The 17,563-nt window shown below is 71.9% G+C and carries 20 protein-coding genes; 8 read left to right on the top strand and 12 right to left on the bottom strand.

The window, feature by feature from the left end; all coding sequences use genetic code 11:
* Positions 1 to 47 precede the first annotated feature (47 nt).
* Entirely contained in the window at positions 48 to 917 is an 870-nt protein-coding gene (gcvA, locus tag D7X99_RS06095) for a transcriptional regulator GcvA (protein ID WP_121776900.1), read from the bottom strand.
* A 127-nt stretch (positions 918 to 1,044) separates the two neighbouring features.
* On the opposite strand from gcvA, the gene D7X99_RS06090 reads away from it, so the two are divergent.
* Both D7X99_RS06090 and D7X99_RS06085 read left to right on the top strand, forming a co-directional pair.
* On the top strand, positions 1,045 to 1,650 hold the full coding sequence (locus D7X99_RS06090) for a LysE family translocator (protein WP_121776899.1): 606 nt from the start codon (positions 1,045 to 1,047) through the stop codon (positions 1,648 to 1,650).
* A 102-nt stretch (positions 1,651 to 1,752) separates the two neighbouring features.
* On the top strand, positions 1,753 to 3,723 hold the full coding sequence (locus tag D7X99_RS06085) for a PAS domain-containing sensor histidine kinase (protein ID WP_121776898.1): 1,971 nt from the start codon (positions 1,753 to 1,755) through the stop codon (positions 3,721 to 3,723).
* Here the strand turns inward: D7X99_RS06085 and D7X99_RS06080 are convergent.
* Positions 3,709 to 4,665: an alpha/beta fold hydrolase gene (locus tag D7X99_RS06080; RefSeq protein WP_121776926.1), complete on the bottom strand. Its 957-nt coding sequence runs from the start codon at positions 4,663 to 4,665 to the stop codon at positions 3,709 to 3,711. The genes D7X99_RS06085 and D7X99_RS06080 overlap by 15 nt on opposite strands.
* Positions 4,666 to 4,918: 253 nt before the next feature.
* Between D7X99_RS06080 and D7X99_RS06075 the strand changes: the two genes are divergently transcribed.
* Positions 4,919 to 5,899 (top strand): lytic transglycosylase domain-containing protein, encoded by a 981-nt coding sequence (locus tag D7X99_RS06075; protein ID WP_121776897.1) that lies wholly within the window; start codon positions 4,919 to 4,921, stop codon positions 5,897 to 5,899.
* A gap of 30 nt (positions 5,900 to 5,929) precedes the next feature.
* Here D7X99_RS06075 and D7X99_RS06070 read toward each other — a convergent pair whose 3' ends face one another.
* From D7X99_RS06070 to D7X99_RS06040, 7 genes are read right to left on the bottom strand one after another with little or no spacing between them, the layout of a single operon-like run.
* Positions 5,930 to 7,048 carry a sensor histidine kinase gene (locus D7X99_RS06070; protein WP_233613123.1) on the bottom strand — a complete coding sequence of 373 codons (1,119 nt, stop codon included), beginning with the start codon at positions 7,046 to 7,048 and terminating at the stop codon, positions 5,930 to 5,932.
* Positions 7,045 to 7,746 carry a response regulator gene (locus tag D7X99_RS06065; RefSeq protein ID WP_121776896.1) on the bottom strand — a complete coding sequence of 234 codons (702 nt, stop codon included), beginning with the start codon at positions 7,744 to 7,746 and terminating at the stop codon, positions 7,045 to 7,047. The genes D7X99_RS06070 and D7X99_RS06065 overlap by 4 nt, the downstream gene beginning before the upstream one ends.
* Positions 7,746 to 8,951 (bottom strand): protoglobin domain-containing protein, encoded by a 1,206-nt coding sequence (locus D7X99_RS06060; RefSeq protein ID WP_216671959.1) that lies wholly within the window; start codon positions 8,949 to 8,951, stop codon positions 7,746 to 7,748. Before D7X99_RS06060 ends, D7X99_RS06065 begins: the two co-directional genes overlap by 1 nt.
* A 28-nt stretch (positions 8,952 to 8,979) precedes the next feature.
* Positions 8,980 to 10,368, bottom strand: coding sequence for a sigma-54 dependent transcriptional regulator (locus D7X99_RS06055; RefSeq protein ID WP_121776895.1), 1,389 nt, complete (start codon positions 10,366 to 10,368; stop codon positions 8,980 to 8,982).
* 32 nt (positions 10,369 to 10,400) lie between these two features.
* Complete coding sequence (locus D7X99_RS06050; protein ID WP_121776894.1) at positions 10,401 to 10,691, bottom strand: TraR/DksA C4-type zinc finger protein; 291 nt, start codon at positions 10,689 to 10,691, stop codon at positions 10,401 to 10,403.
* A gap of 22 nt (positions 10,692 to 10,713) precedes the next feature.
* Entirely contained in the window at positions 10,714 to 11,760 is a 1,047-nt protein-coding gene (locus D7X99_RS06045; RefSeq protein ID WP_121776893.1) for a hypothetical protein, read from the bottom strand.
* Positions 11,757 to 12,095, bottom strand: a complete 339-nt coding sequence (locus D7X99_RS06040; RefSeq protein WP_121776892.1) for a hypothetical protein — start codon at positions 12,093 to 12,095, stop codon at positions 11,757 to 11,759. The genes D7X99_RS06045 and D7X99_RS06040 overlap by 4 nt, the downstream gene beginning before the upstream one ends.
* 258 nt (positions 12,096 to 12,353) lie before the next feature.
* On the opposite strand from D7X99_RS06040, the gene D7X99_RS06035 reads away from it, so the two are divergent.
* Positions 12,354 to 13,370 carry a 2-hydroxyacid dehydrogenase gene (locus tag D7X99_RS06035; RefSeq protein WP_121776891.1) on the top strand — a complete coding sequence of 339 codons (1,017 nt, stop codon included), beginning with the start codon at positions 12,354 to 12,356 and terminating at the stop codon, positions 13,368 to 13,370.
* 21 nt (positions 13,371 to 13,391) lie between these two features.
* On the opposite strand, the gene D7X99_RS42690 is transcribed toward D7X99_RS06035, so the two are convergent.
* The gene (locus D7X99_RS42690) at positions 13,392 to 13,541 is read right to left on the bottom strand and encodes a hypothetical protein (RefSeq protein WP_158626934.1); all 150 of its coding nucleotides are present in this window, start codon (positions 13,539 to 13,541) and stop codon (positions 13,392 to 13,394) included.
* Between the two features lie 306 nt (positions 13,542 to 13,847).
* Between D7X99_RS42690 and D7X99_RS06030 the strand changes: the two genes are divergently transcribed.
* Complete coding sequence (locus tag D7X99_RS06030) at positions 13,848 to 15,137, top strand: universal stress protein (protein WP_126936429.1); 1,290 nt, start codon at positions 13,848 to 13,850, stop codon at positions 15,135 to 15,137.
* 18 nt (positions 15,138 to 15,155) lie between these two features.
* On the opposite strand, the gene D7X99_RS06025 is transcribed toward D7X99_RS06030, so the two are convergent.
* Complete coding sequence (locus D7X99_RS06025) at positions 15,156 to 15,653, bottom strand: hypothetical protein (protein WP_120581444.1); 498 nt, start codon at positions 15,651 to 15,653, stop codon at positions 15,156 to 15,158.
* A 21-nt stretch (positions 15,654 to 15,674) separates the two neighbouring features.
* Complete coding sequence (locus tag D7X99_RS06020) at positions 15,675 to 16,355, bottom strand: hypothetical protein (protein WP_233613115.1); 681 nt, start codon at positions 16,353 to 16,355, stop codon at positions 15,675 to 15,677.
* 348 nt (positions 16,356 to 16,703) lie between these two features.
* Between D7X99_RS06020 and D7X99_RS42685 the strand changes: the two genes are divergently transcribed.
* From D7X99_RS42685 to D7X99_RS06010, 3 genes are read left to right on the top strand one after another with little or no spacing between them, the layout of a single operon-like run.
* Positions 16,704 to 16,865 carry a hypothetical protein gene (locus D7X99_RS42685; protein ID WP_158626933.1) on the top strand — a complete coding sequence of 54 codons (162 nt, stop codon included), beginning with the start codon at positions 16,704 to 16,706 and terminating at the stop codon, positions 16,863 to 16,865.
* Entirely contained in the window at positions 16,849 to 17,034 is a 186-nt protein-coding gene (locus D7X99_RS06015) for a hypothetical protein (protein WP_121776889.1), read from the top strand. Before D7X99_RS42685 ends, D7X99_RS06015 begins: the two co-directional genes overlap by 17 nt.
* Positions 17,035 to 17,070: 36 nt before the next feature.
* Positions 17,071 to 17,559 carry a DUF962 domain-containing protein gene (locus D7X99_RS06010; RefSeq protein ID WP_121776888.1) on the top strand — a complete coding sequence of 163 codons (489 nt, stop codon included), beginning with the start codon at positions 17,071 to 17,073 and terminating at the stop codon, positions 17,557 to 17,559.
* The last annotated feature ends 4 nt before the right edge of the window (positions 17,560 to 17,563 follow it).

Below are 17,563 nucleotides of genomic sequence, written 5' to 3'. Positions count from 1 at the left end.
ACACCTCGCCACGTCCGCCCACGGTTCGCGCCACGCGTGAAGCGCGGTCAGCGCCGGGCTTCTTCGAGCACCCAGGCCTTGAACGCCGCCACGTCCCGCCGGCCCGTCAGGGGACGCGGATGCACGAGCCAGTAGCTGAAGTCGTTGGGGAGGACCGCCTTGAAGGGTTGGACCAGCCGGCCCGCCTCCAGGTCATCCGCCGCGAGCATCAATCGCCCCAGCGCCACGCCATCTCCGAGCCGGGCCGCCTGGAGCGCCAATCCGGCGTCGTTGAACACCGGGCCCCGGTCCGCGTCCACGCCTGACACCCCTGCGGCATCCAACCAGCGCCTCCAGCCATCCTTGGGCGAGTCGTGGAGCAACCGGACCTTGCCCAGGTCCCCAGGCGCGCGGAGGCGCTTCGCCAGCGCCGGGGTGCACACGGGCGCGAGCCTTTCGGACGCGAGCTGCTCCGCCTTGAGCCCCGTCCACCGGCCCAGCCCGGAGCGGATGCCCACGTCGAAGCGGTCGTCGAGGAAGTCCCAGAGCGCCTCGGAGCTGTTCACGTGCAGCTCGATGTCCGGATGCTGCTTCCGGAAGCGCTCCAGGCGCGGCAACAACCAACACGCCGCGACGGAGGGCAGCACCGTGAGCCGCAGCGGTCCCTGCTCGCGCGCGTACAGCCGCGTGGTCGCCTCGGACATGCGCTCGAACACGGGCGTCAGCTCGCGCAGGTACTCGGCGCCCCTCACCGTCAGCGTCAGCGCATGGCCCCGGCGCTCGAACAGGGAGACACCGAGCCAGTCCTCCAGCTGCCGCACCTGATGGCTGATGGCGGCCTGGGTGACGCGCAGCTCCGTGGCGGCGCGGGTGAAGCTCAGGTGCCGCGCTCCCGCCTCGAAGGCACGGAGGGCACCCAGCGGTGGAATGCGACGCATGCTCGATGAGCCCCTTTTATCGAGCGCGCGAGGATAGCTCGCTGGGTCGGAGCTCCGAAGTGGAGTCTGTCTGTCCCCCGCGGTGACAAGGCGCGATGGACGCGCCGCGCCCGCGAGGTGCCCCGTCATGATTTCCGCCGAGGTGTGGGTGTTGTTCCTGGGCTACGCGGTGCCCATGGTGGTGAGCCCCGGGCCGGGCAACACGGTGCTCGCCACCGCCGGAGGCCGCTTCGGCGTCCGGGGCACGCTGCCCTTCTGGATGGGCTTCGAGGCGGCCAACGTCGCGCTGTGCCTCCTCTACGGCATCGGCCTGGGGCGGGCGCTGCAAGGGCTGCCCGCGCTGCACCAGGTCCTGCGCTGGGGCAGCGTCGTGTACCTGCTCTACCTCGCGTGGGGCTTCTTCCGCGCCTCGGCCACCTCCAGGGAGGCGAGCGACGTAAGAACGCGCCTGGGGTTCGGGGAGGGGCTGCTCGCGGTCGCGCTCAACCCGAAGATCCACTCGATGATTCTGGTGATGTTCTCCCAGCTCCTCGACCCCGCCCGGGGGATGTTCTCCCAGACGGCGCAGCTCACCGCTGCCTTCCTCGTCGTCTGCCTGGCGTGCCACTTCCCGTGGATCTACGGCGGAAAGCTCATCTTGGGACGCTTCCACTCCGAACGTGCCCTGCGCATCCAGGGCTGGACCTTCGGCGCCTGCATGATCGCCGTCGCGGCCTGGGTGGCCTTCGCCTGACACCAGCGCTCCGGCCGGGGCCCGGCGCGTCCGCTCCCTGTGCCGCGGGGAACGGTGTCTCACAGCTCGCGTGTTTCACGACCTGGAGGAACCGTGGCACGCATGGAGTGCACGCACGCAGGCCAGAACACGGATGTGCTCTTCCGCTTCCTGGTCCAGAGCGCGAAGGACCGCGCCATCTTCGGCATCGACCTGCAAGGGCACATCATCAGCTGGAACCCGGGCGCCGAGCACATCAAGGGCTGGCGCACCGAGGAGGTCCTGGGCCAGCACTTCCGCATGCTCTTCCCCGAGGACTACCGCCAGCAGGGGCGTCCAGAAACGGAGCTGAAGGAGGCCTTCGAAACGGGGCACTACCAGGGCGAGGAGCCCCGGCAGCGCAAGGACGGGAGCCTCTTCATCGCGGACATAGACCTGTGGCTCTTGCGCGATGACGTGGGCCAGCCCTGCGGGTTCGTGAAGGTCACGCAGGACGTCACCGAGCGCAAGCTGGCGGAGGAGGCCCTGCGGCAGAGCGAGGCGCGGCTGAGCGCCATCCTCGCCTCGCTGGACGAGGGCGTCACCCTGCACGACGAGCACGGGACCATCCGCTTCGCCAACGCCACCGCGGAACAGAAGCTGGGCCTGTCCGCCAACCACCTGCGGGGCCGCACCGCCTTCGATCCGCGCTGGGCTGCCATCCGGGAGGACGGCAGCCCGTACCCCGGCGAAGAGCATCCCCACATGCGCGCGCTCCGCACGGGAGAGAACGCGACCGGCGACGTGGTTGGCATCCACCAGACGGGAGGCAGCCGCATCTGGCTGTCGGTCAATGCCCGGCCCCTCCGCACGCCCGATGGCCGCGTCGTGGGTGCGGTCAGCTCCTTCTTCGACATCACCGCGCGCAAGCAGGCGGAGGAGGAACGCGCGGCGCTGCTTGCCCGGGAGCGGGCGTCACGTGCCGAAGCGGAGGCGGAGCGCCGCAAGCTCTACGCCATCTTCGATCAGGCCCCGGTGGGCATCGCCATCTTCCGGGGCCCCCACCACGTCATCCAGTTCGCCAACCCCGTCCAGTGCCGCTTCTGGGAGCGAAGGTGCAGGGAGCTGCTCGGCAGGCCCCTGATAGAAGTGCTGCCCGAGGAGCTGGGGCCGTCCATCATCGAGAAGTCCTGCGACCCCGTCTTCCAGACGGGGGAGTCCCGGGTCTTCACGGAGGAGCGCTTCGAGTTCACCCGCCCGGAGACGGGCGAGCGGGTGGAGCGCTACTTCAACTTCACGCACGTGCCCATGCGGGACATGGCCGGCGCCGTCGAGGGTTTCATGGCGGTGGCCTGGGACGCCACGGACGCGGTGAGGTCGCACCAGCGCGCGGCCGTCCTGGCCCAGCAACTCCAGGACCGCGTCGACTTCGAGCAGCAGCTCATCGGCATCGTCAGCCATGACCTGCGCACCCCGCTCAACGCCATCCACCTGACGGTGAGCGCCATGGCCCGCCGCGACGAGCTCGACGCGCGCACCGCCCAGTCCGTGCTGCGCATCCAGTCCGCCGTACACCGCGCGGTGCGGCTCGTGAGCGACCTGCTCGACTTCACCCAGGCCCGGCTGGGCACGGGCATCCCCATCGCGCCCCGAGCGTCCAACCTGCACCAGGTGGCCCGGCAGGTGCTGGATCAGGTGGATGCGGCGCACCCAGGCCGCACCCTGCGCGTGCAGGAGCGGGGCGACGCGACCGGAGAGTGGGACTCCGAGCGGATTGCCCAGGTGGTGCAGAACCTGGTCACCAACGCCATCAAGTACAGCCCCGAAGCCAGCCCGGTGCAGGTGACGACCCGGGGGGAGGACGGATGGGTGTGCCTGTCCGTCCACAACCAGGGCACGCCCATTCCCCAGGAGAAGCTGCCCGGCATCTTCGAACCCCTCCAGCGCGCGACGTCGGAGGTGGGCTCCACCGGCCGCAGCGTGGGCCTGGGGCTCTACATCGTGAAGCAGTTGGTGGACGCCCACGGCGGCACCGTCGACGTCGCCTCCACCCCCAGGGAAGGCACCACGTTCACCGTGCGCCTGCCCCGGCACGGGGATTCACGCGGGCAGTGACTTCAGGAACGCCAGCAGCGCGGCGTTCACCTCCGCGGGGCGCTCCTGCTGAATCCAGTGGCCCGCGCCTGGAATGACGAGCACGTCCTGGAGCCGCGGCACCAGGGCCTTCATGGCGTCCATCGGAGCGAAGGCGCGGCCCGGGTCCTTCTCCCCGGTGATGAACAGGGCGGGCTGCTGGATGAGGGCCGTCGCCAGCTCGGGCAACTCCGCCCAGTCGCGGTCCATGTTGCGGTAGCGATTGAGCCCGCCGCGAAAGCCGCTGTGCGTCAGCTCCTTCGCGAAGTGCGCGAGGTCCGCCTCCGTGAGCCACGCGGGCAGCGACTCCGGCGCCTGGAGGCCGGTGAGGAAGCCGTCGCCCTGGCGGCGCGACTTCACGGCCTCGGCCTTCGTGTCGAAGCCGGGGGTGCCTCCCAGGGTGATGCGGAGCGTCCTCGGGATGTCCGCTTCGAGCTCCGCCTCGGCGATGCCCGGCTCCTGGAAGTAGAGGATGTAGAACCACTTGTCCCCGAACACGTGCCGGAAGAGCTGGGTCGGCGGCATGGGCGTGCGGCCCAGGTGCGGCACGCTCATGCCCACGACGGCGCGGAAGCGGTCCGGGTGCAGCGCGGCGCAGCTCCACGCCATCGCCGAGCCCCAGTCGTGGCCCACCACCACCGCGGTCTTCTCCCCCAACGCATCCAGCAGGCCCACGAAGTCCGCCAGCAGGTTCTTCATGCTGTACGCCTCGATGGGTTCGGGCCGGTCGCTCTGGCCGTAGCCGCGAACGTCAGGCGCGACCGCGTGGTAGCCGGCGTCCGCGAGCGCCAGGAGCTGGTGGCGCCACGAGTACCCGGACTCCGGCCAGCCATGGAGGAGCAGGACCAGCGGGCCCTGACCGGCCTCGGCGAGGTGCAGATGAATGCCATTCGTCCGGACGGTGCGGTGGGTGATGTCGGCCATGGGAGCGTTCTGCACGACGCGCGGCCCCCTGTCATTCGAAGGGTGACGGCGGGTTCGGATGATGACGGAGGCCATCGGGCCGGTGACGGGAGTCACCAGGCACGGGCCCCACACGGGCTCCAGCGCCCCTTCGCGTTGCCCGTGAAATCCGTGGGTTGCCCGCGGCCGCCCCATCCCTGGGGACTGGCACACCGGCTGCTATGGGGTCCTGCATCGCTTCACCCGAACCCAATCCCTTTCGAGGTCCCCCGCCATGGCCATCTCGCCCCTCCGCAGCACCTCTGCTTCCGTGTCCCGCCTGCCGGTGCAGGACGCCGCCTCCCCCCGCCTCGCGGGTCGTCCGGGTGGCGTGGACGGGTTCTCCTCCAGCCAGAAGCCGGGCTCGCCGGGGCTCGCGGCGTTCCAGAAGGACGGCTTCGACATCGGCTCTGGCAAGGGCGCGGAGCTGGGCAAGCTGCTGCAGGACACGCTGTCCGCGCTGACGTCCATCGTGCAGTTGGTGGCGCAGGCCGTGCCGGGCGGCGCGCAGGCGCTCCAGGGTGTCTCCGGAGCCCAGGGTGCGCAGGGCGCCTCGGGCGGCAAGTGCGGCACGGGTTCGCAGTCCTTCTCCGACAGCAGCTTCACCCCGCAGGACACGTCGCGGCCTCCCGTGGCGCTCAACGGCAACACCGGCGTCGTGGGCCCGTCGGCTTCGCAGTCGCAGGCGTCCAACGGCAACACCGGCGTGGTGGGCCCCACGACTTCGTCCTCGGGTGGCTCGAAGCTGGGCGGCAACCTGCCCGCGGGGCTGGAGAAGTTCCGCGGCGCCATCGAGTCCGCCGCCGCCAAGACGGGCATGCCGGCGGAGATGCTGGCCGCGCAAATCTGGCAGGAGTCGCGCGGCGACCTGGCGGCCGTCACCACCAACGGCGGCAACGGCCTGACGGACACCGGCCTGATGCAGGTCAACCCCAACACCTACGGGGAGCTGCAGGCGAAGCACCCGGAGCTCCAGGGCAAGGACCTCTCCGACCCGGAGACCAACATCCTGGCGGGTGCCTTCTACATGAAGGACATGAAGGCGCAGTTCGGCAGCGATGAGCTGGCCCTGCGCGCCTACAACTCCGGGCCCAACGGCGTGGACAAGAGCAACCCGGACGCCATCCCCGCCGGCACCGGCGACGCCACCTACGTGCAGAAGGTGAAGTCCTTCATGAACACGCTGGCCACCGGTCAGGGCTCGCTGCCCGCGTAGAAGCCTGACGGGATGGGGGCGTCCTGGGCCTCATCCCGCCTCCGTCCCCGGTGTTCCAGGCAGCTGCAAGGTGAAGCGCGCGCCCCCCAACGGCCCATCCTCCACCTGGAGGGTGCCGCCGTGCTGGGTGACGATGGCGTGCACGATGGAGAGCCCCAGCCCGCTGCCGCTCGCCTTCGTCGTGAAGAAGGGCTCGAAGAGCCTCCCCCGCGTCTCCACCGGCACGCCGGGCCCGCTGTCGTCCACGAAGAGCGCCACCTCCCCTCCCCGCGCGCTCGAGCTGAAGCGCACCCGGCCTCCCCGCGGCGTCGCCTCCAGCGCGTTGAGCGCCAGGTTCAGCAGCACCTGCCGCAGCCGCTCCTCCTCCCCCCACGCCTCCAACGCGCCCGGCGGCTCCACCTCCAGCGTCACGCCGCGCTGCTCGGCCTGCCAGGCCAGGAGGCTGCTCACCCGCTCGAACAGCGGCGCCACCGCCACGGCGCACGACTTGAACTCGCGTGGACGGGCGAACTGGAGGAAGTCCTCGAGGATGTGGTCCAGGCGGCGGATTTCATCCCGCACCAGCAGCAGCGGCTCCAGGAGCGGCCCCTGGACGGACTCCTCCAGCCTGCGCACCCGCCGCTCCAGGACGGTGAGCTGCAGGGCGGCGGCGTTGAGGGGGTTGCGGATTTCATGCGTCAGGCCCGCGGTCAGCGTGCCCACCGCGGCCAGCTTCTCCGTCATCTGCGCGCGCCGGGCCAGCGCCTGCTTCTCGCGGTGCAGCCGCACCTGGCGCAGCGCCTGCTCCAGGGTCACCAGCAGCTCCGGCGTGGCGCAGGGCTTGAGCAGGTACGCGCACGCGCCCGCGTGCACCGCGGCCACCGCCGCCTCCAGCATGCCCAGGCCGGTGAGCAGCACCACCTCTCCGTCCGGCACCAGCGCCTTGAGCCGGGGGGCAAGCCACGTGCCCTCTCCGTCCGGCAGCCGGACGTCCACCAGCGCCACGTCGAAGCCCGCCGGCGCCCGCTCCAGCGCCCCCGCGCAGCTCGTCGCGCTGGAGACGACGTAGCCCTGGTCCTCCAGCAGCTCCCGCATGTTGTCCAGGAACGCCGCGTTGTCATCCACCACCAGCACCCGGGGACGCTCCCCCGCGCTCCCCGGCCCCGTCACGCGCGGCCTCCGTGCACCTGCTCCAGCTCCGCGAGCAGCGCCCCGGTGTCGAAGGGCTTGCGGACCAGCCGGCCCTCGAAGTCCGCGGGCAGCGCCTCCGGATAGGCCGTGACGACGAAGGGAGTGGTGCCAGGGAAGCGCTCCTGTACGCGGCGCAGCGCCTCGCCGTCAGGGCCGCCCGGCACGCGCAGGTCCACGAGCGCCGCGAAGGGGCGGACGGACTCCAGCCCCGCCACGTCCGGAACCGAGCGCGCGACCACGGCCGTGAAGCCGCGCTCGCGCAGCACCTCCGTGAGGTTGTCCGCGAGGCGGGCGTCGTCCTCCACCAGCACGACGAGTCCGTCGCGGCGGGCCCGCGTGAGCAGCTCCACCAGCGCGGGCACCGGCACCGGCTTGGGCAGCACCGCGAGCACGCCCTCCGCACGAGCTCGCGCGAGCTCGGCCTCCCCGGGGTGCGCGGTGACGACGATGGCCGTAAGCCCCGGGTCCCGCTGGCGCAGGTGGTGCACCAGCGCGGCGCCGCTCATTCCGGCCATGCGCATGTCGGTGATGAGCACGTCGTAGCGCTCCTCGCGCGCGGCCTGGAGCGCGGCCTCGCCCCGGTCCACCACGGTGGCCGAGTGGCCTGCGTCCTCGAGGATCTCCGCCAGGTTCTCCGCGAAGGCCCGGTTGTCATCCACCAACAGGAAGCGGCCCATCAGGAAGGCTCCAGCGACAGGGGAAGCTCCACCACGAAGCGGGCCCCGCCCGGCCCGGCTCCGGCTTCGGCGGGAGCGTACGCGATGCCGCCTCCATGCCTTTCCAGGATGCGCCGCACGAGCGCCAGGCCCAGCCCCAGCCCGCGCGCCTTCGTGGTCATCAATGGCTCGAAGACGCGCGCGCGGATGGACGGGTCCAGGCCCGGGCCGCTGTCCTCCAGTACCAAACGGATCCGCCGTACCCCGGCCTCCGGGACGTCCGCCGTCAGCCACACCTCGCCTTCGCGCTCGCCCAGGGCCTGCACCGCGTTCTGCAGCAGGTTCACGAAGACCTGCCGCAGCTGCACCGCGTCCCCTTCCAGCGAGGGCAGGGACTCCAGGCCCTCGGCGCGCACGCGCACGTGTTCGGGCGGCGCGACGGCCTCGCGCGCGGAGACCCAGACCTCCGCGAGCCGCAGCGGCGCGCGGACCAGCGGGCGGGAACGGATCATGTCCAGCAGGCTGGTGACGATGTGGTTGGCGACCTCCACCTGTTCCCCGATGCGGTCCAGGTGCTTGGCCACGCGCGCGTCCTCCTTCGCGGCGGGGCGGCCCTTGAGGATGAAGAGCGACGTCTCGATGACGCCCAGCGGGTTGCGCAGCTCGTGGCCAATGGAGCCCACCAGCTGCCCGAAGGTCGCCAGCCGCTCGGCCCGGGCCCCCTGGGCCAGCAGGTCCTCGCGGTACGTGTGCAGCATGATGGCGAGCTCCAGGTCGAGGATCTTCCCCAGCGCCCGGTCCAGTCGGGCGACCCGGCCGGGGTCGCCGCGCAGCGACTCCTCCATCACTGCCGTCAGCTCCTGGCGCAGCAGGTTCATGGCGCCGAACATGTAGTGCTGCGGCAGGTGGATGCGCACGTGCACCCGTCCGATGCGGCAGCGGCGCTCGAAGTAGGCCGCGTCCCACGGCCCCAGGAGCAGCGACCCCATCCAGTCCTGGAGGGTCACCTTGAGGTGGCCCACCTGGCTCTCGCCGCCCTCCAGCGCCTTGCGCGCCCCCGGGTGTTCGAGGATGCGCCGGTAGAAGACGTCCGCGATGCGCTCGAAGTGCGCGCAGGCGATGGGGTGCAGCTCCCGCAGGGCCTCCCCGTCGCTGGCGGAGAAGCCCACGTAGCGCTGGAGCTCCTCCAGGACGTCGTCCGTCACGCCTTCAGGTCTGGCTTCCATGGCGAATCCCTTCCTTGCGCGCGGGGCCTCAAGAGGCGGCCGGCTCCTCGTCCGGGCCGGTGCCACCGCCGCCGTACTCCTTGAGCTTGTATTGGATCTTCCGCACGCTGATGCCCAGCACCTCCGCGGCGCGCGTGGTGGAGCCCTGCACCATCTCCAGCGTGCGGAGGATGGCCTCGCGTTCGATGGCGGCGAGCGTCGCGCCGGGGATGAGCCGGTCGCCGCTCCCCGCGCTGGGGCGGGGGCCGCGCAGCACGGGCGGCAGGTCGTCCGCCGTGAGCTCCTCTCCTCGCGCGAGCACCACGGCGCGCTCCACCACGTTCTCCAGCTCGCGGATGTTGCCCGGCCAGTCGTGGCTCATCAGCGCCTCCAGGGTGCCGGGCGCCAGCCCCTTCACGGCCCTGCCATGGGCCGCGTTGCAGCGCTCGATGAAGTGGCTCACCAGCGCGGGGATGTCCGCCTTGCGCCGGCGCAGGGGCGGCAGCGTCACCGCCACCACGTTGAGGCGGTAGTAGAGGTCCTCGCGGAAGCGGCCCGCCTTCACCTCCGCCTCCAGGTCGCGGTGGGTGGCCGCCACGATGCGCACGTCCACCTTCAACGTCTGCGTGCCGCCCACGCGCTCGAACTCGCGGCCCTGCAACACGCGCAGCAGCTTCACCTGCACGGCCGGGGAGATTTCGCCAATCTCGTCCAGGAACAGGGTGCCCCCGTCCGCCAGCTCGAAGCGGCCCTCCTTGCGCGCCAGGGCGCCGGTGAAGGAGCCCCGCTCGTGGCCGAACAGCTCGCTCTCCAGCAGGCCCTCGCTGAGCGCCGCGCAGTGCACCTTCACGAAGGGGCGCGCCTTGCGCGGGCTGAGCTCGTGCAGCGCCTGGGCCACCAGCTCCTTGCCCGTGCCGCTCTCCCCCAGGATGAGCACCGTGGCCCGCGTGGGGGCCGCCTGGTGGATGAGGGAATACACGCCCTGGAGCTCGGGCGCGTCCCCGATGATGTTGCCCACGCGGAAGCGCTCCGCCACCCGCTCCCGCAGCTGCCGCGTCTCCTGCTTCAGCCGGCGCGTCTCCAGCGCCTTGCCCAGCACGACGAGCACGGCGTTCAGGTCCAGCGGCTTGGTGAGGTAGCTCTCCGCGCCCAGGCGCATGGCCTCCACCGCCGCCTCCACCGTGGCGAACGCCGTCATCATCACGAAGGCCGCGTCGCTGCCGTCCTCCTTCGCGCGGCGCAGCAGGGTGACGCCGTCCATGCGCGGCATCCGCACGTCGGTGAGCACCAGCGAGGGTGAGAAGTCCGGGAGCGCGGCGAGCGCCTCCGCGCCGTCCGCGGCCTCACGCACCTCGTACCCCTCCTCCGCGAGGAGGGTGGCCAGGGCGCGCCGCGCGTTCACCTCGTCATCCACGACCAGGATGCGTTCCGGGGCCATGCCCTTGCTTACCAGACATGAACCCAGGGCCTTCATGCGTTCACGTCCCGGGCACGCGCATCCGCGCACGCCAGGCAGCAGCGCGCCTCCGGGACGGCGAGCAGCCGCTGCCGGCCGATGGCGCCCCCACACCGCTCGCAACACCCGAAGCGGCCCTGCTCGATGCGCTCGAGCGCCGCCTCCACCTCCTCCAGTTCGTGCGGCGGGAGACGGGAGCCCCGCACGGGCGTCCGGGCCGCCGCATCCGCGCACCACACACGCAGCACGTTCCGGCGGGACAGGAGCATCCGCCGCGCCAGGGTCGTCATAGGGTCACCGTGCATGGAGTCCTCGTCCGTGCGGGCTTCAGGAGGCCGGGGGAAGAGACAGGGAAGCGGAGCGCTTGCGCCGCGCCGCGAGCACGCCCGGCGCCGCGAGCACCGCGACGGCCACCGTCACCAGCGCGGCGCCCGCCAGCTCCCGGACGCTCACGCCGGGGAGCCCCAGCCACGCCGCGAGCACGGCCGTCGCGCCCACGCCCGCGAACACACTGGAGGCGCGGTTGATGGGCACGGTGAAGGTGTTCTCCCGCGCATCCAGCAGCACCAGCCCACCGAAGATGCCGCTGCCCTGGGACAGGAGCCCCACGGCCAGCTCCACGGCCAGCGTGGGCCGCGTGAACATCCCGGTGAAGCCCTCGCGCAGCTGCGCCGCCGCGCCCCCCACGCCCGCCAGGGCCCACAGCGCGAGCAGGACGACGAGCGCGGGCGCGGCCACCATCTGCTCCTCCACGAAGTAGCGCTCGCGCGCGCCGGGGACGTGGTTCTTCGCCAGCCGGCTCATGAAGCGCAGCCGCACGAAGTAGCCGACGACGTACACCGCCCAGTCCAGCCCCGCCACCAGGGAGAGGCGCGGCTCCGCGCCCGGCCCCGTCGCGACGAGCAGCGCCGCCAGGCTCACCCCCAACGCGACACGGGAGGGCCACGCGACGCTCCGGCCGCTCACCGCGTCCACCAGCGGCGCGAGCACCAGCACGCCGCCGCGCATCAGCAGCATCATGAAGACGATGGAGGTGCCGTCGAAGGTGTACGCCAGCGTGGTGGTGGCGATGATGCCCGTGGTGCACAGGCCCGACAGGAAGGTCCAGCGCCCCGGCCAGGGCAGGCTCACCGGCCCGAAGCGACGGCGCCCCGCGTGCTGGAAGGCGCCGCTCCACGCCAGGTACGCGAACATCCCCACGAGCGTGGCCAGCGCCGTGGAGGGCAGCAGCACGAAGCCCGGCAGCCCCGCGGTCATCCCCGGCAGCGCGCCCAGGCTCAGCGCCTTCGTCAGCGCGCTGTAGGGCAGGTAGCAGGCGAAGTACCCCAGCGCGAACCACCCGATGGCGACCGGGGCCTTGGGAGGCGGGCTCATCGTCCGCTCACCACGCACCAGGGGCAGCACCGGGCCTCGGGTAGGACATGGAGCCGCTCGGGCTCGATGACGGCGCCGCAGCCCTCGCACCGGGGCAGGCCGTCCGCCGGAAGGTCCTCCAGCGCACGCTCCAGCGCCTCCAGGGCCCGCGCCTCACGAGCGTCGAGCGCGTCGAGCAGCCGCGTCTCCTCCAGGGCCATCGCGCGGTCCACCCACTCGGGGGCCCCGGCGCCGGTGACTTCACGCAGCAGGTCCCGGTGCTTGCGCCTCAGCTCCAGCAAGGCCCGCCACCGCTGGCGCAACCTCTGGCCTGCCTCGTCACGCGTGGCATTCATCGAGCGTCCTCCATTTCCCGTATCGCGTCCCGGGCCCCCCACACCGCGCGGCCCACCCCCGTTGCTCTACAGGATGCATGCCACTCTTGTCCCGGGCCGTGCGTGGCGCGCCCCGCAGGAGTTGCACGAAAGCCCCCGTGCACCGCGCAACGCTTGCGCCCACCCAGCCCCCGGGGCCGGTGTCCCCGCCGCGCATGGGGGATGCAGAGTCCGGAGAGGAGCCCGCGGCCGCCTTCGCGCGCCGGAAGGGACACGCCCATGCGCATCGCCTTCTTCGACACCCACCGCTTCGACCGCACCGCCTTCGAGGAGGCCAACGCCGCGTTCGGCCATGAGCTCACCTGGTTCGAGCCCCGCCTGACGCCCCAGACGGTGGGTCTGGCGGCGGGCTTCCCCGGAGTGTGCTCCTTCGTGAATGACCGGCTGGACGCCCCATGCCTCCAGGCGCTGGCGAAAGGGGGCACGCGGCTGGTGGCGCTGCGCTCGGCGGGCTTCAACCACGTGGACCTGGCGGAGGCCGCCCGGCTGGGGATGACCGTCGTCCGGGTGCCCGAGTACTCACCGCGGTCCGTGGCCGAGCACACCGCGGCGCTCGTGCTCGCGCTCAACCGCAAGGTGCACCGCGCCTACGCGCGGGTGCGCGAGTGGAACTTCTCGCTGGACGGGCTGGTGGGGTTCGACCTGCACGGCAAGACGGTGGCCCTGGTGGGGCTGGGGCGCATCGGCCGCGCCACCGCCCGCATCTTCCACGGCTTTGGCTGCCGGCTGCTCGCGGTGGATCCCCAGCTGAAGGAAGAGGACGCGCGGCAGTTGCACCTGGAGCCCGTGGCGCTCCCGGAGGCCCTGGCCCGGGCGGACATCCTCTCGCTGCACCTGCCCCTCACGCCCGGCACGCGCCACCTCATCGACGCGGCGGCGCTCGCGCGGATGAAGCCCGGAGCGATGCTCATCAACACCGGCCGGGGGGCGCTCATCGACAGCCAGGCCCTGCTGGCGGCGCTCAAGTCGGGCCACCTGGGGGCCGCCGGGCTGGACGTGTACGAGGAGGAGGAAGGCGTCTTCTTCCAGGACCTCTCCGGACAGGTGCTCCAGGACGACGTGCTCGCGCGGCTGCTCACCTTCCCCAACGTGCTCATCACCGCGCACCAGGCCTTCCTCACCCGTGAAGCGCTGGGCGCCATCGCCCACACCACGCTCGAAAGCATCCGCCGCTTCGAGCGGGGCGAGCCCCTGGAGGCGACGGAGGTCCGGGCCGAGCAGGTGCGCCCCCGCTGAAAGTCCGGAAGGCCGCCCGCGTCAACCGCCGCGGGGGGCGCGCGCACGGGCCCGCGCCATCCCGCGCAAGAGGAGCTTGCGCAGCTCCAGCACGCTCACCGGGATGAACCCCAGCCCCAGGGCGAGCGCGAGGTGCGCGGCGTCCAGCGGCACCAGCGAGAAGGTGGCCACGCTCGGGGTCCAGCCAACCAGGGAGGCTCATCTCGGGTCGCCCCTGCGCCAGGGATGCCCGCGACGGTTTGCGAAGCCCATGCCGCGAGGGGGGACGCGGGCCGGGTCCCCCGGAGGCGCGCAGCTTTTGCGCCCGCGCGCCTCCAGGCTCCGCAACCCTTGCGCGGGCCGGGCCGGGGACGCCGGAGGGGCGGGACGGCACGCATCCTGAAGAGGCCTGGAAGCAACAGCGGGGCGCGCTCCCAGCGCGAACCCGCCCACCGGAAAGCCCCGGTGCGGCGCCTTCCCCCCGCCTGGAGTCCAGCCATGGCCATCATCTGCGCAACCGACCTCTCCGAGGGTTCCCGTCAGGCCGCGGAGGTGGCCGCGCGAATCGCCGCACGACGGGGTCTGCCGCTCTGGCTCGTCCACCAGGTCCACCCGGATCAACTCCGGGTCGCCGCCGAGCCCGTGCGCGAAGGCCTGCGGGCGCTGCTGCGCGAGGAGCTCCGGCGGCTGGAGCCGCTGGGCGCGCGGGTGGAGTCCTCCCTGCTGGAGAGCGGCTCCTCGCGGGCCCTGGCCGTCTTCTGCGACGCGCACGAGGCGCGGCTGCTGGTGGTGGGGACGCCCCGCGAAGAGCCCGCCGCCCTGGGTTCGGGCGTCAGCCTGGAGCGCATCGCGAGCAACTGCGCCGTGCCGCTCCTGCGGGTCCGTGACGCCGCCCCCTTCGAGGCCTGGCTCACGGGTGCGCGGCCCCTGCGCGTGATGTTCGGGGTGGATCGCTCACGGGGCAGCGAGGCCGCCCGGCGCTGGCTGGCGGAGCTGGGCGCGGATGGCCCCATCGAGCTGCTGGCGGGGCATGTCTATTACGCCTTCGAGCAATGCCGGCGCCTGGGACTGCCCACCCCCATGAACCTGGATGAGGTGGCGCCCCGCATCGAGGCCGTGCTCCACCGCGAGGTGGCGGCGCTGGCGGACACGGGCCTGGGCGTCGCGCCGCGCGTGCACCTGCGCATGGCCGTGGGACGCGCCGCGGACCACCTGGTGGACCTGGCCCGCGAGCAGGAAGTGGACCTGCTCGTGGTGGGCACGCACCCGCACAACGCCCTGGGCAACCTGGCCTCGGTGGCGCACCACGCCCTGCGGCTCGCGCCCATGTCGGCGGGCGTGGCGCCGGTGAGCCCCACTGCCTCCCGGGGCGAGGCGCCGCTGCCCCAGGTGCGGCGGCTGCTGGTGGCCACGGACCTGTCGCCGCTCGCGGACGAGGCCATCCCCTTCGCCTTCGCGCTGGCGCCCGCGGGCGCGGAGGTGCACCTGGTGACGGTGATTCCCGAGCGCGCCGGCGCGGAGCTCCACCGCGACCTGAAGCAGCGCCTGCTGGAGCGCGTGCCGAGGGGACTGGAGGTCCGGGAGGTCACCACGCGGCTGGAGGTCCTCCACGGCGAGGACGTGGCGCTCGCGCTCGTGCAGGCCGCGGAGCGGATGGACGCGGAGCTCCTCTGCCTGGGCTCGCGCGGCCACGGAGGCGTGAGGGAAGCCGTGCTCGGGTCGGTGGCGCGAAAGGTGCTCTCCCTGAGCCGCCGGCCCGTGCTCGTGCTGCGTCCCCCACTGCGCTGAAGCGCGTACGGGTTTCCGTCAGCGCGCGGCGGGAGCCCCGCCGCCCTGGCTGTAGCTGTCGCAGAGCGCCATGTACTCGTCGCTGTCCATGGCGAGCGCGGAGACCCGCAGCTTCTTCACGCGGGGCTTCGCCAGCGTGGTCTTGATCTGCACCATCTTCATGACGGGCAGGCCCATGTAGGACTGGTCGAGGTAGACGTTCTCCTCCATGTCCCCCCAGGCGATGAGCACGCCATCCGGGAAGCGGATGCCGTCCCGGCCGATGAGCAACACGGGGCTGTCCAGCTTCCCCAGCCCCCGGACGCAGTTGAAGAGCATCCAGGCCGAGGCCAGGGTGATCAACGCGACGGCGATCCAGATGTTGCTCACCGGGAGCGCCCGCACGGTGAGCACGCCGAAGAGGCCCGTGGCGACAATCCAGATGACCACGCCCGCGATGAGCTTGCCCCGCGAGTAGTAGATGGCGCGCGGCTTTTCCGCCTGCTTCTTGGACTGGGGGGAGCGGTAGATTTCCATGTCGGGATGCCCGTGGGTGCGTCAGCCGGCCAGCCGGCCTGACAGATAGGCCAGCAGGACTGGCGCGTTGATGACCTTCGCTTCGTCGAACTTCCGGGCCTTGCCCTGGGCGACGATGACCAGCTCGCGGGACGCGTAGCCCTGGTCCACCTCGTCCTGGAGGCGGATGCTCTCGATGTCGTCCCAGCGCCAGAGCTTCCCCCGGTGGATGAGCCCCATGTCCCCCAGGACGAGCGGCCCGAAGCGGACCGGCTTCCCCGCGGAGACCTGGTGGTTCACGCGCTCCAGGAGGCGCGACACGACCTGCTCCAGCACCGACTCGTGCAGGACGTCCGGGTCGCTCCACAGGTCCAGCCGAAGCCGCAGCGTTCCACCCGCGTGGCGCAGGATGACCCGGTCGTCCGCGTGCTGTTCGATGATCTCCCGCACGTCCCGCCAGCGGATCCGCGTGCCGTCGGCGCGCAGGCCCTCGTCGTCCACCGTCAGGGTGTGCGGTGCCAGCAGCCAGGCGAAGAGGTCGCGGGCCCGCCAGCCCAGGACCCAGATGCAGCAGGGGATGCCCAGGAGGAGCAGGTAGAAGCCGAACCCGCTCCGGAGCACGTCCTGGACCATCTGGTGCGGAAGCAGGGGCACGCCCAGGGGATCCAGGAGCGCCGCCGCCTCCACGTAGAGCAAAGCCAGGCCCGCCAGGAACCAATACACTGAGTGAGTTGGAAGGATCTTATGGTGCGAGTGCTTCAGTGCTGCCTCCAGACGGGCCTGGGCGACACGTCTATAAACAATCAACCCTGTCTCCGCGACGTGTTTCGCCCCTCGGGCGTACGTTCTCGCGGCCTGGGAAAAACACCCTCGCGGGCTGAGACAGAACTGTCTGACTTTGCCCGGAATCTCCTCTATCCGAATGCAACACGGTCCCGGCGGTTCGCGACGGGTACAGTGGCCCGGGCGCAATCGCAGACACCGGCGGTCCCCACCCGTGCCCTTCGTCCACCGCCAAGGCCTCGGACCGCGCCCGGATTCACAAGCGGCGCGGCGGGGCTGGAGTCCAAGATGGAGGTGCGGAAGCTCAAGAACATCCTGGGCGGCCTGGAGGCGGCGCAGAAGCGCATCGACGACAGCATCGCGGGCATGAGCGGCACGGCCCACCGCGGCCACTGTCGCCGAGCGCGCGGCGCTCCAGCGCGACATCGCCAACGTGGAGTTCCAGATTGAGTTCCACGCCAAGCGGCTGGACTCGCTGGCGCCGGGCACGGGCTCCGTGGCCATGCACGGCACGCCGGGCACCACGACGCCGGACTGGGCGGGCGTGGGCAATGAGAGCTTCGCGGTGCTCGTGCCGGAGCACGCCAGCGAGGACAAGGCGGTCCTCATGGCGACTTGAGGCAACCGGAGCGCGGATGGCCTACGGTGGGGGGCCATGAGCTTCGCCGACAAGATGCGCGTCTGGATGCCCCTGCACGAGAACGGCGTCAGCCGCGCCGTGCACTTCGTGGGGGCCTATCTCTTCACGTTCGCCCTGCTGGTGCCGTTGTGCTGGGTGCGCATCCCCGGCACGCCCGTCACCGCCGCGCACCTGCTGGTGGCCGCGGTAACCGTGTACGCCATGACGCTGGAGTGGACCGCCGGCCTGCTGATGGCCCTCCCGCTGGTGCCCACGCTGCTCGCCGCGGAAGCAGTGGCGGGGCTTCCCACGGGAACGGCCGCGGGCATCGCGGTGGGCGTGATGGTGTTCCGCTTCGCGATGGTGGTGGGCGCGCACGTCGTCTTCGAGAAGAAGACCCACGGCCTGTCCCTGGGCGGCCCGCAGCTCTTCTTCATCGAGCCCGTGTACCTGCTCACCCTGGTGCTCTTCTCGCTGGGCCTCAAGCAGGACCTGCGCGCGCGCGTGGCGGCCGCCAGCGCCTGACGTC

This window comes from Corallococcus sp. AB032C (assembly GCF_003668935.1).
GTDB lineage: Bacteria > Myxococcota > Myxococcia > Myxococcales > Myxococcaceae > Corallococcus > Corallococcus exiguus.
The sequence above is the reverse complement of the archived record's forward strand: the minus strand, read 5'-3'. Positions and strand labels throughout refer to the sequence as shown.